Source organism: Chryseobacterium tongliaonense, assembly GCF_041224435.1.
GTDB classification, from domain to species: Bacteria; Bacteroidota; Bacteroidia; order Flavobacteriales; family Weeksellaceae; genus Chryseobacterium; species Chryseobacterium tongliaoense.
The window spans coordinates 446,487-465,135 of record NZ_JBGFFD010000001.1 but is presented as its reverse complement, the minus strand read 5'-3'; the positions used below and the strand labels follow the sequence as shown (position 1 = coordinate 465,135).

15 protein-coding genes are annotated in these 18,649 nt (G+C 37.8%); 10 read left to right on the top strand and 5 right to left on the bottom strand.

The window, feature by feature from the left end; translation table 11 throughout:
• Positions 1-138 precede the first annotated feature (138 nt).
• The 3 genes from AB8P06_RS02265 to AB8P06_RS02255 all read left to right on the top strand — a co-directional run bounded on the left by AB8P06_RS02265 (position 139) and on the right by AB8P06_RS02255 (position 1,432).
• Entirely contained in the window at positions 139-660 is a 522-nt protein-coding gene (locus AB8P06_RS02265; protein ID WP_369837302.1) for an energy transducer TonB, read from the top strand.
• Positions 660-1,091 (top strand): nucleoside deaminase, encoded by a 432-nt coding sequence (locus AB8P06_RS02260; protein WP_369837299.1) that lies wholly within the window; start codon positions 660-662, stop codon positions 1,089-1,091. Before AB8P06_RS02265 ends, AB8P06_RS02260 begins: the two co-directional genes overlap by 1 nt.
• A 158-nt stretch (positions 1,092-1,249) precedes the next feature.
• On the top strand, positions 1,250-1,432 hold the full coding sequence (locus tag AB8P06_RS02255; protein ID WP_369837296.1) for a hypothetical protein: 183 nt from the start codon (positions 1,250-1,252) through the stop codon (positions 1,430-1,432).
• 34 nt (positions 1,433-1,466) lie between these two features.
• Here AB8P06_RS02255 and AB8P06_RS02250 read toward each other — a convergent pair whose 3' ends face one another.
• Positions 1,467-1,997, bottom strand: a complete 531-nt coding sequence (locus AB8P06_RS02250) for a GNAT family N-acetyltransferase (RefSeq protein ID WP_369837293.1) — start codon at positions 1,995-1,997, stop codon at positions 1,467-1,469.
• Positions 1,997-2,755 (bottom strand): type III pantothenate kinase, encoded by a 759-nt coding sequence (locus tag AB8P06_RS02245; RefSeq protein ID WP_369837291.1) that lies wholly within the window; start codon positions 2,753-2,755, stop codon positions 1,997-1,999. The genes AB8P06_RS02250 and AB8P06_RS02245 overlap by 1 nt, the downstream gene beginning before the upstream one ends.
• Positions 2,756-2,998: 243 nt before the next feature.
• Between AB8P06_RS02245 and AB8P06_RS02240 the strand changes: the two genes are divergently transcribed.
• Entirely contained in the window at positions 2,999-3,181 is a 183-nt protein-coding gene (locus tag AB8P06_RS02240) for a bacteriocin-like protein (protein WP_369837289.1), read from the top strand.
• A gap of 36 nt (positions 3,182-3,217) precedes the next feature.
• Here AB8P06_RS02240 and AB8P06_RS02235 read toward each other — a convergent pair whose 3' ends face one another.
• The 3 genes from AB8P06_RS02235 to AB8P06_RS02225 form a co-directional block, all read right to left on the bottom strand.
• Positions 3,218-5,062 carry a M1 family metallopeptidase gene (locus tag AB8P06_RS02235; RefSeq protein ID WP_369837286.1) on the bottom strand — a complete coding sequence of 615 codons (1,845 nt, stop codon included), beginning with the start codon at positions 5,060-5,062 and terminating at the stop codon, positions 3,218-3,220.
• Between the two features lie 185 nt (positions 5,063-5,247).
• On the bottom strand, positions 5,248-5,718 hold the full coding sequence (locus AB8P06_RS02230; protein WP_369837283.1) for a DinB family protein: 471 nt from the start codon (positions 5,716-5,718) through the stop codon (positions 5,248-5,250).
• A 435-nt stretch (positions 5,719-6,153) separates the two neighbouring features.
• Positions 6,154-7,845, bottom strand: a complete 1,692-nt coding sequence (locus AB8P06_RS02225; protein WP_369837280.1) for a DUF6909 family protein — start codon at positions 7,843-7,845, stop codon at positions 6,154-6,156.
• A 301-nt stretch (positions 7,846-8,146) separates the two neighbouring features.
• Between AB8P06_RS02225 and AB8P06_RS02220 the strand changes: the two genes are divergently transcribed.
• From AB8P06_RS02220 to AB8P06_RS02195, 6 genes are all read left to right on the top strand, one after another.
• Complete coding sequence (locus AB8P06_RS02220; protein ID WP_369837277.1) at positions 8,147-10,342, top strand: glutamine synthetase III family protein; 2,196 nt, start codon at positions 8,147-8,149, stop codon at positions 10,340-10,342.
• A gap of 152 nt (positions 10,343-10,494) precedes the next feature.
• Entirely contained in the window at positions 10,495-11,187 is a 693-nt protein-coding gene (locus AB8P06_RS02215) for a response regulator transcription factor (protein WP_369837274.1), read from the top strand.
• Positions 11,184-12,539, top strand: coding sequence for a sensor histidine kinase (locus tag AB8P06_RS02210; RefSeq protein ID WP_369837271.1), 1,356 nt, complete (start codon positions 11,184-11,186; stop codon positions 12,537-12,539). Before AB8P06_RS02215 ends, AB8P06_RS02210 begins: the two co-directional genes overlap by 4 nt.
• 104 nt (positions 12,540-12,643) lie before the next feature.
• Positions 12,644-14,035, top strand: a complete 1,392-nt coding sequence (locus AB8P06_RS02205) for a TolC family protein (RefSeq protein ID WP_369837269.1) — start codon at positions 12,644-12,646, stop codon at positions 14,033-14,035.
• Positions 14,036-14,067: 32 nt separating this feature from the next.
• Positions 14,068-17,337: an efflux RND transporter permease subunit gene (locus AB8P06_RS02200; protein ID WP_369837266.1), complete on the top strand. Its 3,270-nt coding sequence runs from the start codon at positions 14,068-14,070 to the stop codon at positions 17,335-17,337.
• Between the two features lie 30 nt (positions 17,338-17,367).
• On the top strand, positions 17,368-18,474 hold the full coding sequence (locus tag AB8P06_RS02195) for an efflux RND transporter periplasmic adaptor subunit (protein WP_369837264.1): 1,107 nt from the start codon (positions 17,368-17,370) through the stop codon (positions 18,472-18,474).
• Positions 18,475-18,649 lie beyond the last annotated feature (175 nt).

Sequence of the window (18,649 nt, the reverse complement as noted above, 5' to 3'; positions counted from 1 at the left end):
ATTTTTGAGTACATTTACATAAATATACCAAAATTGAAATCGTTATTTCTTTGCCTCTGCTTCATTTCTTCCTTTTGTTTTTCTCAACAGAAAGAGGAGTTTAAACGTGTTAAGAGTTTTTACAACCAGCACCGGAGCATGCTCAATGGTGAGTTCAAGAAAAAATTTGATGCAGAGCCTAATGCATTTAATAAGGCTGCAATAAAACAGGATTTTCTTTTCTTTATGAAAAAGATGGACAGTATTGAAAATGTAGCCCTGATAGGAGCTTTATTAAAAGTTAAAAACCTCGAAGATCTCAACGGTCTTAAGCTACAAAATAGCAATACCATTGCTGACCATTCACTTGAGATTTCACCTGTTACGGATAAGGCAGCAGATTATCCCGGTGGGATCAATGCTTTAAGAAAGGAAGTTGCCCGGCTTTTTTATACGGACGGGGTATATTCGGAAGTGAAAATGGTAAAAGCCAACGTCGCATTCATTGTTGAAAAGGATGGAAGCGTAAGCCATGTCAATGCCCAGGGTGAAAATTTCACTTTTAACAGACAGGCAGAGATTGCTTTATATTCTCTTTCTGAAAAATTTTCTCCAGCAATTATCAACGGCGGCCCTGTAAGGTATCGATTTAAACTTCCACTAACAATGAATATTGACTAATGTTTACAGACGAATATTTCATGAAAATGGCTCTTCAGGAAGCCGAATTTGCTCTGGAAAAAGATGAAGTGCCGATTGGCTGCGTCGTTGTATCCAACAACCGTGTTATTGCAAGAGCCCACAACCTCACCGAAACCCTGAATGATGTCACCGCGCATGCTGAAATGCAGGCCATCACTTCTGCCGCTAATTTTCTGGGCGGAAAATACCTTGTCAACTGTACTCTATATGTTACTCTGGAACCCTGTGTGATGTGTTCAGGAGCCCTTTCCTGGTCACAGATTTCAAAAGTGGTGATTGGTGCAAGAGATGAACAGAGAGGATTCATTAATAAACATCTTTCTTTACATCCCAAAACAGAAGTCGTAACCGGGATTATGGAAAATGAATGTTCTTCTATTGTGAAAGAATTTTTTAAATCGAAAAGGTAACATACTTATTACTCTTTTTAAACTATTTGGTTGAATATAAAAGTCGTTCTCTAAAATTATTCTCAAGGAGACAAACAATAATTAGAATAAAATTTTACCAGAAAATTTTTTTGCATTTAAATAATAATTATATTTGAAATACATCAAATTTCAACATTATGAGAAAATTATCCAGAAAAGAAACGGCAAAAATCAACGGTGGTATAAGACCTGACCAATGTTTTTACACAGATCCTAACACAGGTAAAAGGGTAGTTGGGTGTAAAGTTGAACCGGTTCCTGATTGTTGCGGCGGATGGATATACCCACTTCCGGGACAGGAATGTCAACCTTGCTTTTAACGTAAAAAGAGCCTCAATTGAATTGAGGCTCTTATCATTTATTTTTAAAAATAGAATACAAGGGAATATCAAAGTATTTTCCATCTTTTTTAAGATGCTGTTTTAAAATGGCTTCTCTTTCCATTCCTATTTTTTCCATCACCTTTCCTGATGAGGGATTATGAAAAAAATGGGTCGCAAATATTTTATTATATCCTGATTTCTCAAAACCAAAATCAATAATGGCCTTAGCTGCCTCGGTTACGTATCCCCGATTCCAGAAAGGAACCGCCAGCCAATAACCCAATTCAGCTTTATCATCTCCTCTGTCATGAATTCCGATCGCACCCATTATTTTCTTCTCTTTATCCCGGATGGCAAAAGTGTATCCTTTATCCGTTTCAAATGCTTCTTTAGAAATAGTAAGCCAGTATTTTGCATCTTCTTCAGAATAAGGATAGGGAATATTTGATGTAAGCTCCGAGAAAACCTTCTCCTGAAGATATTCTACCACATAGGGAATATCTTCTTCTTTCAATTCTGAGAGAATCAGTCGTTCTGTTTCTATAACCGGAAATTTTTTCATTATAAATCTTTTCCTAAAAAATACAAGCCTTTTAATGTATGAAGCCTGTCTGTAATATGTATTTTATCCGTTAACGGTTTGTAAACATGAGAAACGCCACCTGTTGCAATCACAAAACAGTCGTCATTTACCTCATCGTTTATACGGTCTATAAAGCCTTCTACCATCCCCAGGAAACCATACACCATCCCACTTTGCATACAGGTTACCGTATCTAATCCTAAAACCGATTTTGGCTTTTTCAGCTCAATTTCAGGAAGCTGGGCCGTCTGACTGATTAAAGAATTTAATGACGTTACAATTCCGGGAGCGATAATAACACCTAAGGTTTCCCCGGTCTCAGTTACGCAACTTGCCGTAAGAGCTGTTCCGAAATCAATAATAATTTTCTTCCGGTCCGGATATAAATTATGTGCTGCTACAAGATTGGCATAAATATCCGTTCCCATTTGTTTAGATTTTGCCTGAACTCCCGACGGGGTATTCCTGTCTACAATTACAGGGAGAATACCATGAATCTTTTTAATGGCCGAGCTCATTACCTTGGTGAGTTGAGGTACCACTGATCCTATAATGATTTTTTTGATTTCCTTAGGCTCTATTTTATAAGTCTGATACAGCATCAGCATCTGAACATATAATTCATCTGTCGTTCTGTAAGGTTTTGTATTGATCACCCACGAAATATCACAGTTATCATCATCAAAAAGACCAAATCTGATATTGCTGTTTCCTATATTGATTACGATTGAATTCATTTAATTTTTTAAACTAAAAGATTTGAAAAAAATAATTGTAAAAATAAAGTTTTATCCTCAAAAAAGCCTGGTAAGAATCAGATTATTTGGAATGGATATAATTTATAACCGGATTCAACAAAGTCACACTTAGGAAAACCCTGATACACTTATTAAATCATATGGAACACTTACTTGTTCATTCTATTACAGAAGCCTCCATTATTATAACTTCGGATTGAAAATCAATTCAAAAAGTCTATTATGAAAAATTTAAAGAAAATTTCCAGAAGCGGATTAAGATCCATCACAGGAGGAAACGTAACGTGTCCTATCCCGGGAAGCAGTGTACCCGCTATTTGCCCGGGAACCGTTTGTCCTGCCAATCCATGTGCAGCTCTCAATTGTATCATCCCGCCCAGTTGTGCACCAAACGGAGGATTTTAGATTAAAAGAAGCCATCCAAAAGGGCGGCTTCTTTATTTATTTCACCTCAACAAAATTATCTTCCATATTCGCATCCGCTATTCTCTGGCTGAAATCTATTCCTAAAACCGCCAGTTGAGACTTAGTATAAGGAATCGTTAAAGTGTATTCCTTTTGAGTCCATGACCAGTAAGGCATTGTTTTGAATTCCCCGTAAGCATCTTTTTCTTTCCATGTATGGGTAAGGTTGGTCGGAATCTGATAAGTGACAATCTTTTTATCAGTCATCATCACACTGAAATCAACCGGCATTGGAACCTGTCCGTTATTGATCAATGTAATGGTGGTAGATTTCGCATCGTATTTTACATCCTTAATTCCGTAATCGATCGTTTTCGTCGTATTGATCCAGTAATTCTGGAACCACTTCAGATCCATCCCCGAAACTTTCTGTGCAATATGAAGAAAATCCCTGTCTGAAGGATGTTTCATACTCCATTGATCATAATACTGCTTTAAGGTTTCTGCTAAATTCTGCTCTCCCATAATGTATCCCAGCTCAACCAGATACAGCTCACCTTTCACATAAGAAGCATAAGTATAAGAACTTCCGTTATCATGATGGTCTCCTAACCATACGGCAGGCTCTTCTATTCCTTTTTTAATAAAGTTTCTATAAGCATTTAAAGTATTGGCAAACGGATTTGGAAGCTGATCTGCCGGTGGAAACAGCTGATTCATCACATATCCTTCGGCATAGCTTGTAAACCCTTCATCCATCCATGGGCGCATACTTTCATTCGTAGCCAACATCTGCTGATACCATGAATGTGATCCTTCGTGAGCCATTAAGCCCATCAGACCTTCAATATTTTTAGCTTCCCCTAAAATCATCGTACACATTCCATACTCCATTCCGCCATCACCTCCCTGGATAAATGCGTAAGTTGGGTAAACATATTTCCCAAAGTGAGTGTTCATGATCTGGAAATATTTGGTAACATAAGGCTGAGCTTCTTCCCAGACTTTCGTTCTATCATTGTTCTGATAAACCAAATATACTTTTGGACCATCAGGAACATCGAAACTTTTTACGATATAATCCCTGTCAGCGCTCCATGCAAAATCAAGCATATTTTTAGCAGTCCATTTCCAGGTTACTTTTTTATCTTTTCCTGCTTTTATTTTAGCATTGGCATCGTATCCTTTTACTTCAGTTGAGTTTTCAAGGATTCCTCCGGCACCGATCACATAGTCTTTATTAATTTTAATCGTTACATCAAAATCTGAAAACGGTGCATGAAACTCTCTTCCGATATAATCAAAAGTTGCCCATCCATCATAATCATATTCTGCAATTTTAGGATACCATTGGGTCATCGTCATATCCACACCTTCCCTGTTATTTCTTCCGCTTCTGCGGATCTGCTGAGGAATTACCGCATCCCAATCCATTGTGAATGTCGTTGTTGAATTCGGTTTAACCGGTTCGTTTAAATAAACTTTCATAATGGTTTCCTGAATTTCAAACTTCAGGTCTTTCCCGTTTTGTTTGATCCAGTGAATATTCTGAGCTCCTTCCTGATCTTTAGGAATCGAAGCCAGTCTTGAAATTCCGTCTTTCTGCAATCTTGAATCACCGTTTTTACCCTGAGTCGCCACTCTCTGATCCATCATTGAATTGGGCTTAAATGCATTCCAGTATAAATGGAAATACACTACATTTAGCTCATCCGGAGAGTTATTGGTATATTCTAATGTTTGATTTCCCTGGTAGGTAAATTTTTCTGCATTAACATCAATATCCATTTTATATTTGGCAGCCTGCTGATAATAAGGGGCTTGCTGCGCTTGAAATTGTGAAATGATAAATGCAAACAGGATTGCAACCGATTTTTTCATTTAAAATTTATTTTTTTTTAAAGGTATGTAATTTATAAAGAAGCTCAAATATGGAGCTTCCCGAAAGATTTTCAGTTATTTTTTTTTCTTGCAGATTTAGCGGATTGTGCAGATTTTTTTAACAAGCATCTGTGAAGATCTATGTAAATATGGTCATGAAAATGCATGAATCCATAGAAGTCAGTCTATTGATGTGTCAATAGCTTTTTAATCAAAGTGATCTGCCCTAAATGATAGTAGCTGTGCTCAATCATTCCCTCAATATTTCTTAAGTAAGTTCCATATTTTTCGTCTATAAAAACTTCATCCAGTTTGGAATCCGGCATTTGTTCCAATAAAATGGCAAATTTTTCAGAATCCTTCCATAACTTATTAAGCAGCTCTTCCCATTGTTCCTGAGACTCGATTGGTGGAAGGTCAAAGCTGTATTTATCTTTTATTTCCAAATCGCCACCTTCAAAAACATTTACAAGGCCTGCAATATAATAATCTATATGGAAAGTAAGCATCGCAATGGTATTCAAAGAATCAACTTTTGTTGTTGCCTGCTGCCAGTTTACGTCTGAAAGCTTGTCTTTAAAATTGGTATTGGCGATCCAGAATCCATCAAGCAGAACCTCTCTGAATCTTTTGGCTAATTGTGAAACTGAGCTCATGATGTAAAATTTTATACTTTTTTAAAGATAGGTATTTAATTTTTTTTGGTCCATCCTAAAAAATGATGTCATTTTTATCATGGTGGGAACTTGCAGATGCATTCTAAAAAATTAAAGCTTATAGGTTTTAAAAACCTATAAGCTTTGAACCCATCAAGCCTTGAATTAACAAATTTATTATCCGAAAGAACCTAATAGTATTAGGAAGCAGTTTAAATTATAGCCAGGAAACACAGTAAAAGCTTTCCTTTTCTATTTCTTCCACACCACTCCTGTCCCGCGTAGATTTTTAAACACAACTATCACAAATGAATACACAATTTTTAACACCAATATTTATTCGTGGAATTTGTGAAAAAAATTAGTGTCATTAGTGTTTAAATAAAAAACCTCAGATGCAAAACACCTGAGGTTTATATCGAATTGAATAATCAATTATTTTTTAGCGGAAATTTCTTTTTTTCCACTTTGTAAAATCTTTTCAAGGATTTTTAAGGTAATGAGGTAAGTCGGTTTTACACCTGTAAGACCCAAACCTCCTGAAGAAAGTGTACTTCCCGTTTCCAAAGGGTTATCAGAAGCGTAGTAAGCATAACACACGAACAGATCCGGAGAAATATGATGTCTTATTTTAGAAGCCACCTGAATTGCTTTCTGATAGTGAGCTCCTTCCATTTCAAGACCGATCGCTTTCCAGGAAGTATTCATAAAGTAGGATAAAATATCTCTGTTTTGAAGTGAAGTCCCTAAAACGGTAATCATCGATCCTTCAAAAGCTTTCAGTTCATCATCATTAAAATCTTCCAGCTTCAAAGCATTTTCAAATGGATAATTATCCGCTGTTCCTTCAAAAATATGAGAAGTAGGAATCATAATATCTCCTTTTTCTCCTGTCAGAATTCCCGCTTTACCCATAATCGAAACAGATTTCACTTTCATCATATACACCTCTCCTTTGTGCTCGAAAGGTCTCAGCAACTCATCCATCACTTCAAAAGCCTGTTCTCCGAACGCATAGTCAAAAACCATGATCACATCGTCACCACCATATTTTATATTTCCAAACGGTGTATTTTTAAGATTAGTCTTGCTTAAATCAATGATCTGAACATCAATGTTACTACCGCTCTTGTCATCAATATAAATCAATCCCTGATCTAAAGCATATTTGGAAACTTTATCACGAAGTTCTTTTTTATCAGAGATTTCTCCGTATAATTTATAGTCTACTTCTTTATGATCTTTTTTCTTCAATGCATCATTCGCGTACAGCATATTTTTTACGGAATGCATATTGGCAGAAATAATATGCAACGGGCGCATGTGAAGGCCATTTTCAAATAAAACCTCTTTCACTTTGTTGGCCCATTTCTCTCCGAAATAGTGGTGTCCTACTCTTTCCTTTAAAATAGCACTGAAATGAATTTCTCTTTCTCTGCTTTGTTTCGCATCTTCTAAGCTTACTTTTCCTAAGTTATAGATGATTTTAAACAAACGGTCCGGATTACTGTCATCTCCGAAAGTATTGTAAGCTCTTAATGTTTCGTCGAAAGTCCTTCCTATTAAAGAGGAAAGATGAATAAGGGCAACTTCTTTTTCTTTTCGGCTGTATTTTTTTTCACCTTTTACTACTTCTTCAATAATTTTAAAGGCACGTGTCGGTTTCCAGTTTTCATCCTGAATAAATGCCAGATTACGGATTTTATCCGCTTCTATAAATAAGAATGTTAAGTGGGTAAGAATATCATAAATTTCAGAACGTCCCAAAAGAACTTCAATATTCATCTGGTGCTCATCTATCCTGTAACAGTTTCTTCTTCTCTTTTTGGGAACAATGGGTTCGAAACTTCCTTTATCGAAACCTTCATCTGAAGTAAGATGAATAAAAGCGCATTCTTCAATCCCTTCCGGAAGTCTGTCTAAAACATACATCAACCCGTCCAGTTCCAATTTATTAGGAACATTCATCGTCCCGTAAATTTCAGGATTGATTGTTTTCAGCAAGCTTCTTATACTTTCTCCAGAAACACCGGCAGGTTTAAAAAAACCTCTGTAAAAGAGGTGTCTCATAGAAATATACAATCTTTCAATTGCTTCCGTTGTTTCTCTTGCTCTCGAATTTGTCATAAAATAAATTTCACACAAATATACAAAATCTCCGGCCAACTTATTTTAAGTATCTTTTAACAAGGAGTTTAATATGCTGTTTTTTTGTAAAAGTAAAATGTATAATGTATTCATGATAAAGATATCCTTTTCCTGAATATTGAACTTCAAACCTTAAATCTTAAATTTACAAATACCCTCTCAAAAAAATTAAATCATCGTTTAAAAATTACAATTTTCAAACATACCCCTAAAAAATACAGGGTAAAAATATTTTCAATTCATTTTTTTTGTAAATTTGCCCCGTAAAATTAACCTCATTATGTCAACTTTAAGATTCAAAGCGTTAGAAACCTTACCATTCAAGGACTTCAGAAGAGATAATTCTGTTGAAGTTCCTGCAAAACTGTCAGAATTATTCTGTCAAAATGTTTTCTCAGAAGAAACAATGAGAGAATATTTAACGAAAGAAGCATTTACTTCTATATTAGATGCAATTAAAAAAGGAACTAAAATCCAGAGACACATTGCAGACCAGGTTGCTGTAGCAATGAAAGACTGGGCAATGAGCAAAGGGGCAACCCACTACACTCACTGGTTTCAGCCTTTGACGGGAACGACTGCTGAGAAGCATGATTCTTTCTTCACCCCTATTGAAGGAGGCAGAGCAATCGAAAGATTCAGCGGAAATCTATTGATCCAGCAGGAGCCGGATGCATCTTCTTTCCCGAACGGTGGTATCAGAAACACTTTCGAAGCAAGAGGTTATACGGCATGGGATCCTACTTCCCCGGCGTTTATCATGGGAACTACACTTTGTATCCCATCTATCTTTATCTCTTATACCGGAGAAACTTTAGATTATAAAGCGCCTCTATTGAGAGCATTGAACGCTGTAGACGAAGCTGCAACAAACGTAATGCAGTATTTTGATAAAAACGTAACAAAAGTAACGCCTACTTTAGGCTGGGAGCAAGAATATTTCCTGGTTGATTCAGCATTGTATCAATCTCGTCCGGATTTAGTATTAACCGGTAAAACGTTATTAGGACACTCTCCTGCAAAAGGACAACAGTTAGATGACCATTATTTCGGTTCTATTCCTACAAGAGTAATGAACTTCATGAAAGAGTTGGAAATCGAGTGTATGAAACTGGGGATCCCGGTAACAACAAGACACAATGAGGTGGCACCAAATCAATTTGAGCTGGCTCCGATGTTTGAGGAAGTAAACGTTGCTGTAGACCACAACTCTTTGTTGATGGATATCATGGCGAGAGTGGCTCACAAACATCACTTCCACATTTTATTCCATGAAAAGCCATTCGCAGGAGTAAACGGAAGCGGAAAGCACAACAACTGGTCTTTAGCTACCGATACCGGAGAAAACTTATTAAGCCCGGGAAAAAACCCTAAGAAAAACTTACAATTCTTAACTTTCTTCGTGAATACCATTAAAGCGGTTCACGAATATGCAGACCTTTTAAGAGCTAGTATCGCTTCTGCAAGTAACGATCACAGATTGGGAGCTAACGAAGCTCCGCCGGCAATTATTTCCGTATTTATCGGAAGTCAGCTGTTCAGAGTGTTGGAAGAGCTTGAAAAAGTAACTAACGGAAAATTATCTCCGGAAGAAAAAACTGAATTAAAGCTGAATGTTGTTGGAAAAATTCCTGAAATCCTTTTAGATAATACGGATAGAAACAGAACTTCTCCGTTTGCATTTACAGGAAATAAATTTGAGATCAGAGCGGTAGGTTCTTCTGCAAACTGTGCAGAATCTATGACGGTAATGAACACGATTGCCGCAAAACAATTGAATGATTTCAAAAAAGAAGTTGACGCACTTATCGAAACAGGATTAAAGAAAGATGAAGCCATCTTCAACGTATTAAGAGAATACATCAAACAGTGTAAAAACATTATGTTTGAAGGCGACGGATATTCTGACGACTGGGCAAAAGAAGCTAAGAAAAGAGGGCTGAACAACTTAAAAACGACTCCGGAGGCTTTGAAGCAGGAGATGGATAAGAAATTTTTGGCTTTATATGAAGAAATAGGTGTTTTCACCCACAGAGAAGTAGAGGCTAGAAACGAGATCAAGCTTGAAAAATATTCTACCGTAATTGATATTGAAGCAAGAGTTTTAAGTGATATCGCAAGAAACCACATCATTCCTTCTGCTTTAAATTACCAAAACAGATTAATTGAAAACGTAAAAGGTCTTAAAGAAATCTTCGGAGATAAAGAATTCAAAACGTTGGCAAAAGAGCAGATGAGTCTGATCACTCACATTTCTGAAAACGTTTCTAAAATCAAATTAGGTGTTGAAGATCTTATTAAAGCAAGAGAAACTGCAAAAGCAGTATCAAACAGTCAAAAGCAGGCAGAAGATTACTGCAACAAAGTAAAACCTTTATTCGATGTAATCAGAGAAGCTTCTGATGATCTGGAAATGATGGTTGATGATGAGCTTTGGCCGATGACTAAATATAGAGAAATGTTATTTACAAAATAACATCTGTAAAGTTCCATATTAGTTAAGCTCTCCGGTTTTTCCGGAGAGTTTTTTATTGAGATTGAATCGGACTGTAAAATATCTGTCTCAGAATCAAGAATATATACAACTTCAAAATTAATATAAAATTTAAGTTTAATTTTGTTATTACTATGAAAATCCTGACCATTGAAGACAACAAAGAACTTGCTCAAAGCATCACCTACTATCTTGAGGAAGAGCATTATATCTGCGAATGTGTTTACAGTTACCATGAAGCTCTTGAACGATTAAGCTTTAACAGTTACGATTGTATTTTACTGGATATTATGTTGCCCGACGGCAATGGTTTGAACCTTTTAAACTATATCAAGACAGAGAAGATCAACAGCGGAATATTGATCATCTCCGCCAAAGATGCTTTAGATGATAAAATCCACGGACTGGAAAAAGGAGCAGATGATTATATCACCAAACCTTTTCACCTTCCGGAGCTTCATGCCAGATTAAGAGCTGTTTTCCGCAGAAAAAAAATGGACGGCTACAATGATGTAAAGTTTAACGAGATTGTTTTAAATACTGATACCTACGAAGTATTTATTCAGAAGGCCAGGCTGGATGTCACCCAAAAGGAATTTGAACTGTTATTATATTTCCTGGTCAATAAGAACCGGGTTTTGTCTAAACAGTCTATAGCCAATCATCTCTGGGGTGATTATACGGATAATTTGGCTAATTTTGACTTTGTTTACCAACACGTTAAAAACCTGAGAAAAAAAATAGGAGCAGCGAAAGGTAATGACTATATAGAAACGATCTATGGCTTAGGGTACAAGTTTAATGCATTGAAATATAATGACTCATGAATTTATTAAATAAAATATCATTCTGGTTTATTGCCATTGTATTACTGGTAACTCCCGTAAGTATGTACATTTCCTATACCAGCATCAAAAAACGGCTGGATAATGTAGAAATAGAACGACTCAAATCAGTAAATACCCGCATTGCTTCCCAGCTGAAAAATGGTGAAACTCCCGAAAAAACATCACAGGGAATGCCCATTTCTATAACCTTATTTAAAGGAAAAACAATCCCTTCCCAAAATCCGGAAATCATTCATACATGTCTCAAAAACAACGATACCTCACTCAACGAGTGTAAAATACAGATCAATACCTATGCAGCTGCCAACAATGCAGTATATAAAATTTCCTCCTATAAATATATTACAGCAACGGAAGAAATTGTAGGAGGCATGCTGAATGCCCTGTTCTGGAAAATGATTCTGATTACAATACTCGTATTAGTGACTGCAAGGATTTTATCCCGGATCATCCTTAAACCTTTTCATCATGCTATTGACGGGCTACAGCAATTCAGCATTCAGAAGAAAGAAAGGCTGCAGCTTATTCCCACCAGCACGAAAGAGTTAAAAAAATTGAATGAATTTCTTCAGATCATGACAGATAAAGCGATAGAAGACTTTGCATCGGTAAAAGAATTCAGCGAAAACGCATCTCATGAAGTACAAACGCCCTTAGCTATTATTCAAAGTAAAATAGAATTACTGGCCGAAACGGAAATCAATGCCAACCAGGCAGAATTATTGACTGATATTCAAAACTCCATTGATAAGTTAAGCAGGATCAACCGGTCTCTTATGCTTCTGACAAAGCTTAATAACCATGAGTTTTTAACTCATGAGGAACTGAAATTCTGCCGGGTCGAAAAAGAAACCTTACATGCCTATTCAGATCATATCGCTCTGAAAAACATAACGCTTAACCGACGGTGTGAAAAAGAAGTATATGTGAAAATACACCCTACACTCGCAGAAATTCTTCTGAGCAATCTTCTTTCAAATGCGATCCGGCATAATCTTGAACAAGGCAGAATTGAGATCAACCTTACCAGAAGATTCTTTCAGATCAGCAATACCGGACTGCCTCCCGATGTTCCTACTCAGGAGCTTTTTAAAAGATTCAAAAAAAGCAATCAATCTGATGAAAGTATCGGTTTAGGGCTTTCCATCGTCAAACAAATCTGTGAGGTCAATAAGTTCTCCGTTTATTATGATTTCTCAAACGGATGGCACAGCATCACGGTGTATTTTGAAAAGGATGAAAACCATGAATGTTTTATTCCTCAACATGCTTCCAAACTTTTTATTACAGAATTTGAAAACATGAAACAGACGGTTAATTTCGCAGGATAAAAAATTTTCTTCAAATAAATATTTAAATTATAATTTACTGGCTGAAACTTCAAGTTTGCTTCAAAATGTATTTTTTACTTTGAGAAAAGAAAAAAATATACTCGATGCTTTTAAGAGTTTTCATTCTCACTTTATTCTCGCTTTTTTTTATCAATAAAGTTAACGCACAAGAAGTACTTTCTCTACAGGCTGCACTGGAAACCGCTGTTCATAATTACGGAACCATTAAAGCCAAAGAATCTTACAGATTATCTTCCCAAGAATCTGTGGAACTGGCGAAACGTCAGTATTTACCCAACTTGAACTTTAGTGTACAACAGGATTTCGGGACTGTAAACGGTCAAAACGGGCCTTTATATGGTTTCGGAGGATATGGTGTTGCTTCTTCCGGACTTCCGCTTCCTGAACAAAACTGGAATGCCACATTCGGAGCTTTGTATTTAGCCAATGTCAACTGGGAATTTTTCTCATTCGGTAAAGCCAAACAACGAGTGAAAGTGGCCGAATCCAAAACACAAAGAGACTCCAAAGATTTATCCGATGAGGTTTTCCAGCACAAAATAAAAGTAGCGGCTGCTTATCTGAATGTATTGGCTGCTAAAAAACTAAAACTGTCGTATGAAAAGAATGTAGCCAGAACCGATACGATAAGAAGAGTGGTGGAAGTGAAAGAAAGAAACGGTCTTGTACCCGGAGTAGACCTGTCTCTTGCCAAAGCCGATTATGCTAATGCAATGATCACTTATACTCAGTCAAAAGACAATGAACAGGAACAGGAGAATAAGCTGGCACAGCTTATGGGTATTCCGTCTCAGGAGTTTGTCCTCGACAGTACGTTGCTTCAAAGAATTCCTGCAGATCTGCCTGCCGAAACAGATTTATCTCTAAAAAACCATCCGATTCTTACATTATACAAGAGCAGAATTGAGGTGAGCGAACAGGAAAAACAATATCTGAAGACACAATATTATCCGTCATTTTCTATGGTAGGAATTATACAAACCAGAGCTTCAGGATTCGGAAACAGCTACGCCCAGAATCAGAATGATTTTTCATCCTCTTATTGGGATGGCATTCATCCAACCAGAAGTAACTACCTTGTAGGATTAGGGATCTCCTGGAACTTCACCCAAACTTTCAGGCTCTCTAAAGAAATCAGTGCTCAGGATTATATAAGCCAGGGTCTGAAACATGAATATGATTTAGCCGAACAACAGCTTAAAGCTCAAATGGATTTATCTGAAAACAAATGGAAAAATTCACTGATCGTGTATGAACAGGTTCCCATACAGCTAAAATCAGCCAATGATGCCTACATCCAAAGATCTGTATTGTACAAAAACGGATTAACGGATCTTGTTGATCTTTCTCAGGCGATCTATGCCTTAATCAGGGCTGAAACCGACAGGGATATTGCTGTAAGCAACGTTTGGAATGCACTACTATTGAAAGCAGCAGCAACAGGAGACTTTACCGTTTTCGAAAGTGAATTGTAAGAATAATATAAATGATATCAACACTATTATAAATGAACTTAATAAGATTTGCATTAAGAAAACCCATTACGATTTTGGTGATTGTCGCAGGGCTGTTTTTCTTCGGAATACGTTCTGTCGGCTCCGTCAAAATCGATATCTTCCCTAAGTTGGATTTACCCGTAATCTATGTTTCCCATCCGTTCAGTGGCTACACGCCTCAGCAGATGGAAGCATTTTTCGCGAAACAATACATCAATATCTTCCTTTTCGTCAACGGAATCAAAAGTATTGAAACCAAAAATATTCAGGGTCTGACGCTGATGAAAATCAATTTCTATCCGGGGACCAATATGGCACAGGCCGCTGCTGAGCTCAATTCATTCTCAACCAGGATTCAGGCAGCATTTCCTCCGGGTTCCAACCCACCGTTTATCATACGTTTTGATGCTTCCACCCTACCGGTAGGACAGCTTGTTTTAAGCAGTGACAAAAGAACTAATAATGAACTGCTTGATCTTGCTAACGTATATGTGCGTTCCACATTTACCTCCATTCCCGGAATTGTTTCTTCACCACCGTTCGGGGGAAATATCCGTACAGTTGTCATTAATGCCAATCCTGATCTGCTCCGTCAGCACAACCTGACCCCGGACCAGCTGGTAGAAGCACTGCGGTTAAATAACCAGACTGCTCCTTCAGGAAACATTCGTATCGGTGATAAATATTACATCACTCCCACCAATACGATGATTAAAAATGTAAAAGATTTTGAAAACATCCCCTTATATAAAGGAGCCGTTCAGAATCTTTATTTAAAAGATGTTGCAACAGTAAGTGACGGAGCGGATATAACTTCCGGCTACGCTCTGGTTAACGGGCGCCGTTCTGTATATCTGAGTATCGCAAAAAGTGCTGATGCTTCAACCTGGGATGTCGTTCAAAATCTCAAAAAACAACTTCCACAAATTCAGTCGAACCTCCCTGATGACGTAAAGGTGAGCTTTGAATTTGATCAGTCTGCCTACGTTATCAACTCCGTTAAAAGCTTACTCAGTGAAGGTACAATTGGAGCTTTGTTAACAGGTTTGATGGTTATTTTATTCCTCGGGGATATCAGGGGGGCTATCATCGTTATTCTTACCATTCCTATTTCTATTATCTCTGCAGTGTTATTCCTCAATCTTTTTGGGCAGACAATTAATATTATGACCCTGAGCGGACTTGCATTGGCCATCGGGATTCTCGTCGATGAAAGTACGGTGACCATAGAAAATATACACCAGCATCTGGATATGGGTAAATCCAAAGCATTAGCCATTTGGGATGCATGTAAGGAAATTGCATTTCCAAAGCTTCTCATTCTATTCTGTATTCTTGCTGTTTTTGCTCCGGCATTTACCATGGCCGGAATTCCGGGATCTTTATTCCTCCCGCTCGCTCTGGCGATAGGATTCAGCATGGTTGTATCATATTTCCTGGCTCAGACATTTGTTCCTGTAATGGCCAACTGGATGATGAAGGCAAAGCATCATAAAGCCAAAGACGGACATACAATGAGTGATGCTGAAGAACTGCAGGCTGCAAATCTTAGTGATGAAACCAACACCTGGAGTCAAAAAGAAATATTACTGCAACATGAAGACAGCAACCGGGACGGAAAAGTTAGCTTATTCGAAAAAATAAGATTCCGTTATCTGAAATTTTTAGACCGGATCATGCCTCACAGAAAGATCTTCGTTTCTGCTTATATTTTAATCACAATGGGATTGGTTGCTCTGTTTTTAAATAGTATCGGAAGAGATGTTTTACCGCAGGTAAACGGTTCCCAGTTTCAGGTCCGCATGCGTATTCCTGACGGAACAAGGATTGAAAAAACCGAACTCCAGACTTTAAAATTACTCGAAGGCATTAAAGACATTGTCGGAAAAGACAATATTTCCATTACTTCGGCTTATGTGGGAAACCATCCGAACCTCTTTTCCGTAAGCCCCATTTACCTATGGATGGCAGGATCTCATGAAACCGTTTTACAGGTCGGATTAAAAGAAGACTTCCATACTAATATGGATGACCTGAAAGATAAGATCAGAGAAAAAACTAAAAGCATCAATCCCGAGATGAAACTTTCATTTGAACCTATCGAGCTTACGGAAAAAATTCTCAGCCAGGGATCTCCGACTCCGATTGAGGTAAGGTTATCAGGACGAGACAAGGGAGTCAATGAAAACTATGCTAAAAAAATTGAAGAAGAGCTCAAAAAGATTCCTTATTTGCGGGATGTACAAATCGGGCAGTCTATTAAATATCCTGCGATCAATATTAATATAGACCGTGTCCGTGCGGCACAGCTGGGTGTGGATGTGTCGGAGATTTCACGCTCGCTTGTTGCTTCCACTTCATCATCAAGATATACCGAAAAAAATATCTGGACCGACGAAAAAGCAGGATACAGCTATAACGTTCAGGTGCAGATTCCGGAAAATAAAATGAACACTAAAGCGGAAATTGCCGGAATACCGTTACAAAAAAACTCCAACAGGCCGAATCTTGGAGATGTGGCAACAATTAAAGACGGTTTTACATACGGTGAAACAGACAATCTGGGTGCAATGCCCATGCTGACTGTAACAGCAAATCTCAATCATACTGATTTAGGAACTGCGACAAGAGATGTTCAGAAAGTGATTGACAATATGGGAGAATTACCAAGAGGGCTCAACGTAAGCCTTATCGGACTGGGAGAAACCCTCAATGACACCCTGAGCAGTTTACAGAACAGTCTGATTATTGCCATTATTGTTATTTTTTTAATGCTGGCAGCAAACTTTCAGTCTTTTAAAGTGTCGGGGGTTGTATTGGTAACCGTACCTGCAGTACTTTTAGGTTCTCTTGCTTTACTGATGGTGTGTGGCTCCACTCTTAATCTGCAATCTTATATGGGTATCATTATGTCTGTAGGGGTTTCAATATCCAATGCCGTATTACTTATTACGAATGCTGAACAATTAAGAAAACATAATGGCGACGCTCTTTTGTCTGCAAGAGAAGCTGCAGCATTAAGATTACGCCCTATTGTCATGACGGCTTTGGCCATGGTGGTAGGAATGGTTCCTATGGCATTAGGACTGGGAGAGGCCGGAGACCAGGTTTCCCCTTTGGGCCGGGCAGTGATTGGCGGGCTGGTAGCCTCTACATTCGCCGCCTTATTTGTTCTTCCGCTTGCATTTGCATGGGGGCAGGGAAAAACCACGACTCAAAGCGTTTCTCTTGACCCTGAAGATAAAGAAAGCATTCACTTTATCCCAGAACTATCAAAATAAATAACCTAACGGCTATCAAAAATTAATAAAATGAATCGATTCTCCAGATATTTTATTCCCGCAATTTTGCTTTTCAATTTACAGAGTTGTGGACACAGTGATAAACCTGAACAAAAAAAAGCAGCTGAAGCTCCGGCCGCAGATATTGAGGCTATTAATCCCAAACAGGGAGATTTTACCTCATCTGCCTCTATTCCGGGCGAGCTACAGCCTTATCAGAAGGTTGACATTTATGCTAAAATAAGCAGTTTTGTGAAAAAACTTTATGTAGATGTAGGAAATGAAGTAGCAGCAGGACAGCTTCTGGCTACTTTAGAAGCTCCGGAACTTAATGCACAACAAAATGCAGCAGCATCCGCATTAAAATCTAAAGAAGCCATTTATATTGCCAGCAAGGCAAAATACGACCGTTTAAAAGAAACCAGTAAAACGCCAGGGACTATATCTGCTCTTGACCTCGAACAGGCTTTAGCCGTTCAGAGATCTGATGCTGCCCAGCTGGAGGCTGCCAAAGCATCCTACAGAGAAGTGATGGATGTTAAGAATTACTTACAGATAAGAGCTCCGTTCAGTGGAAATATTGCCACAAGGAATGTAAGTACAGGAGCTTATGTGGGGCCTTCAGGGAAGGGCTCCGAACTTCCGATGTTCAATCTCGTTCAGCAGGACAAATTACGACTGGTAGTAAATGTTCCCGAATCTTATACAGGCAGCCTTAACCGAGATGGGTCAATAAAATTTTCGGTACAGTCTATTCCCGGAGAAACATTCACTGCTAAAATCTCAAGATTCGCAGGAGCTTTGGATAATCATTACCGTTCACAATGGGTGGAAATGGATGTATCCAACAAAGACAAGAGATTATTGCCCGGAATGGTAGCCAATGTAGTCCTTCCGTTGAGTGAAAACAGTAAAGCATTATCTGTACCTACTTCTGCGGTTCTGAACTCTACATTGGGAGTATTTGTTATCAGAGTAGAAAAAAATAAAGCTCATTGGATCCCGGTGACTTCCGGTATTTCCAATGGGGAAACCACCATGATCATCGGAGCCATTACTCCAAACAATGTTATTATTAAAAACGCTTCCGAAGAAATTCGTGACGGGCAGAATATCAGGGTAAAGCTATTAAAATAGGCCAAATCCTTAATAGACCGTTAAAAAAATAGTTGACCCGTTTTTATACAAAAAAATTTAAAAGACTCTTCAATAAAGGAAAGTGGAATTATTTTGTTAAAAAATCTTAATAAAAAAAACCGCACACTTACCAAAAATGGGACGTTGCGGTTTGTTTTTCTTTAACATACTCAAA

Bases quoted from the DNA above. Each gene is read 5' to 3' on its own strand.
- AB8P06_RS02240 (WP_369837289.1), top strand. From the start codon at position 2,999: ATGAAAAATTTAAAGAAAATTTCCAGAAGCGGATTAAGATCCATCACA.
- AB8P06_RS02245 (WP_369837291.1), bottom strand. From the start codon at position 2,755: ATGAATTCAATCGTAATCAATATAGGAAACAGCAATATCAGATTTGGT.
- AB8P06_RS02235 (WP_369837286.1), bottom strand. From the start codon at position 5,062: ATGAAAAAATCGGTTGCAATCCTGTTTGCATTTATCATTTCACAATTT.
- AB8P06_RS02255 (WP_369837296.1), top strand. From the start codon at position 1,250: ATGAGAAAATTATCCAGAAAAGAAACGGCAAAAATCAACGGTGGTATA.
- AB8P06_RS02195 (WP_369837264.1), top strand. From the start codon at position 17,368: ATGAATCGATTCTCCAGATATTTTATTCCCGCAATTTTGCTTTTCAAT.
- AB8P06_RS02200 (WP_369837266.1), top strand. From the start codon at position 14,068: ATGAACTTAATAAGATTTGCATTAAGAAAACCCATTACGATTTTGGTG.
- AB8P06_RS02225 (WP_369837280.1), bottom strand. From the start codon at position 7,845: ATGACAAATTCGAGAGCAAGAGAAACAACGGAAGCAATTGAAAGATTG.
- AB8P06_RS02265 (WP_369837302.1), top strand. From the start codon at position 139: ATGCTCAATGGTGAGTTCAAGAAAAAATTTGATGCAGAGCCTAATGCA.
- AB8P06_RS02250 (WP_369837293.1), bottom strand. From the start codon at position 1,997: ATGAAAAAATTTCCGGTTATAGAAACAGAACGACTGATTCTCTCAGAA.
- AB8P06_RS02210 (WP_369837271.1), top strand. From the start codon at position 11,184: ATGAATTTATTAAATAAAATATCATTCTGGTTTATTGCCATTGTATTA.
- AB8P06_RS02230 (WP_369837283.1), bottom strand. From the start codon at position 5,718: ATGAGCTCAGTTTCACAATTAGCCAAAAGATTCAGAGAGGTTCTGCTT.
- AB8P06_RS02205 (WP_369837269.1), top strand. From the start codon at position 12,644: ATGCTTTTAAGAGTTTTCATTCTCACTTTATTCTCGCTTTTTTTTATC.
- AB8P06_RS02260 (WP_369837299.1), top strand. From the start codon at position 660: ATGTTTACAGACGAATATTTCATGAAAATGGCTCTTCAGGAAGCCGAA.
- AB8P06_RS02220 (WP_369837277.1), top strand. From the start codon at position 8,147: ATGTCAACTTTAAGATTCAAAGCGTTAGAAACCTTACCATTCAAGGAC.
- AB8P06_RS02215 (WP_369837274.1), top strand. From the start codon at position 10,495: ATGAAAATCCTGACCATTGAAGACAACAAAGAACTTGCTCAAAGCATC.